The organism is Sporomusa sp. (genome assembly GCF_057736855.1).
On the sequence record NZ_JBYKYF010000380.1, the window covers coordinates 1 to 2498 of the forward strand.

At 42.0% G+C, this 2498-nt stretch carries 4 protein-coding genes; 1 reads left to right on the plus strand and 3 read right to left on the minus strand.

Translation table 11 applies throughout. From position 1 onward, the window contains the following. Positions 1 to 248, minus strand: a 248-nt coding sequence (locus AC29Z1_RS16510) for a DODA-type extradiol aromatic ring-opening family dioxygenase (RefSeq protein ID WP_488272545.1), incomplete at its 3' end; no start/stop codon positions are given. A 37-nt stretch (positions 249 to 285) separates the two neighbouring features. Further along, positions 286 to 1002 carry an N-acetylmuramoyl-L-alanine amidase gene (locus AC29Z1_RS16515; protein WP_488272546.1) on the minus strand — a complete coding sequence of 239 codons (717 nt, stop codon included), beginning with the start codon at positions 1000 to 1002 and terminating at the stop codon, positions 286 to 288. Positions 1003 to 1102: 100 nt separating this feature from the next. Here AC29Z1_RS16515 and AC29Z1_RS16520 point away from each other — a divergent pair, with 100 nt between their 5' ends. Next, the gene (locus tag AC29Z1_RS16520) at positions 1103 to 1897 is read left to right on the plus strand and encodes a transglycosylase domain-containing protein (protein WP_488272547.1); all 795 of its coding nucleotides are present in this window, start codon (positions 1103 to 1105) and stop codon (positions 1895 to 1897) included. Between the two features lie 222 nt (positions 1898 to 2119). Here AC29Z1_RS16520 and AC29Z1_RS16525 read toward each other — a convergent pair whose 3' ends face one another. Continuing rightward, on the minus strand, positions 2120 to 2338 hold the full coding sequence (locus AC29Z1_RS16525; RefSeq protein ID WP_488272548.1) for a hypothetical protein: 219 nt from the start codon (positions 2336 to 2338) through the stop codon (positions 2120 to 2122). Positions 2339 to 2498 lie beyond the last annotated feature (160 nt).

Below are 2498 nucleotides of genomic sequence, written 5' to 3' on the forward strand. Positions count from 1 at the left end.
TCAGGCGCATGAAATTGTGCCATGCTGCCTCTAAGGCGGGGGTGAATACTGACAGTGACAGCATCTTTAAAAACTGGTCCATGCGGAGTAATAATAACCACCGTTTGCGGATTCGCCTCTTTTAGCATTTCGGACACTTGAGTAGCGGCTACTACTGTATTTTTAACCTTTGCCAATTCGTCTTTTCCCACTTCGGGGATCATCAGTGGCGGATGCGGCATAAACGCACAGCCAACCAAATTATCCATAGAATCTCTCCCTCTATTGTTCCTAGTATTGCGTTTCTTATCTTCCCACATTCTGGCTGAAATGATACGCTAGCGCTTTAGCAATATACTCAGCCAGCTTTTGCTGGTACGCTTCGCTGTTTAATCGCGTGGCTTCAGCGGGATTACTGATGAACCCGGCTTCGATTAATACTCCCGGTGTATTAACTGATTTCAATATAAGAATATCAGAATCCTGCTTGGCTTGACGTTTATTACCAGGCGGAAAATTTCTGAGTGCCTGCTGCATGATTTCAGCCAGTTGTTTATTCTCTGCATGCTTAGGATTATAAAATACTTGGGCCCCTGACCAATTTGCGCCTTTAATCGCATTGCAATGAATGCTAACGAAAACACTAGCACCGGAATTATCAATAATTTCAACCCTTTTTAAGATGTCATTGCGTTTGCCGCCTTTCCCCCGTGTGTAATAGTCGATATCACTATCACGGGTAAACACCGGGGTTGCTCCATTGGCAGTCAAGATGTTCGCTAGTTTAATGGCAATTGCCAAATTTATATTTTTTTCTTCAATACCATTCCATTTGGCTCCATCATCAATTCCTCCATGACCGGCATCAATAGCTATGATCTTACCGCTGAGGATTGCCAGATTAACATTTTCCATGTCATCGACTACCAGGTAACGTAATGTCAAAAGATTTAAGACTACCACCGCAATGCTAAATACTATAGCATGCAGTAATCTTTTGCCTCGCATCACCATGATCCTCATAGTTATCACCACCTTCTGCCTTTGCTACTTACACTGTATTCTCTAGTGGATAATTAAATGCTAAAATATATTGTAGTAGCTAACCTTTTTAGGGGGTGATATGGTGAAAACGTATCGTTTACGAATAGGACGGGTTGTGGCATTATTAATCATATTATTTGCAGCCACTTTTATCTGGGCCGGCGGTGATGTTTGGCTACGGTCATCGATAGCCAAAATAAATATATTGCCGACAGGTGCAGCTGAAATAGTAACTGACGCCAAAAGCGCTTGGGAACGAATACATAGAATCTTTTTTCTCAAAAGCGCTGTCGAGGCAAAACTGGATAAAAAAAATTATGTCCGCTTGTCTGATATACCATTGCCCATGCAACAGGCGATTATCGCTGTCGAGGATAGCCGCTTTTATCATCATATGGGATTTGACATTGAAGGTATTATTCGAGCAACATTGGTAAATATTCAAACCGGTGAATTTAAGGAAGGCGGCAGTACCATTACACAGCAACTAATAAAAAATCTATTTCTAACCCAGGATCGAACACTAGTCCGCAAAATTGAAGAATTTGTTCTCGCCATTGCTATGGAACTGTATTATTCCAAAGAAGAAATTCTCGAAATGTATTTGAATACCATCTATTTTGGATCTGGCGCTTATGGTATTGGTGAGGCTGCAGCCATTTATTTTGGTAAACCGCCCTTCCACCTTAATTTGGCCGAGTGTGCCATGTTGGCCGGACTGCCTAATGCCCCTTCCCTTACATCACCTTATGTCAATTTCGCGGCCGCTAAGCAGCGTCAGGCGATAGTACTGGCAGCTATGGCCCGCAACAATTATATTGGTCCGTCACAAGCTCAGGAAGCCAAATTAACACCAATTCTACTTGCCAAGTGAACTGGTCAGGCGAAACTTCACTGGCAATTCGTGCTGTAACGGAAAGCATAGCTTATGGCTGAAAAAAGCTCCGGCAAAACTGCTGGATCTTTTCGCAAGCACTGCTATACAAATAATAGACTTACAAGCCTTCTCCCCTGGTTAAGGGAAATGGCTAGCCTCAAAAAAGCCTTTGGGGACTATAAAAAAAAGCCGTACCTTTTTTCAGATACGGCCAAAAAATTAACCCCGCTCCATCACAATAATTTTTATCCGCCACTGCCCATCCACATATTCAATATATTCCGCCTGGGCAAATTGCTGTAAAACGCGGTGCAGTGCTTCTTGTTGGGCAATGAATTGTGCCTTACTTGCGGGTGTTTGTGCATCATTAATTTGTCGAACTATATCGTTATAATCGGCAATAATATTCAATAGGGCTGCTCTAAGCTTTCGTTCCATAGGTTTGCCCCCTCTTCTTTGGCGTTTTGCCAAATTAATCTTATTATCTACCATCTTACCTTATTTTTGTCTCTTTATAAAGTAAGATTTGCTTTTCAAAAATTTTTGGTTCTTTGTCAAATGTTGGGGTAAAGCATAAAGTGTAGTGGAGCAGGGGATA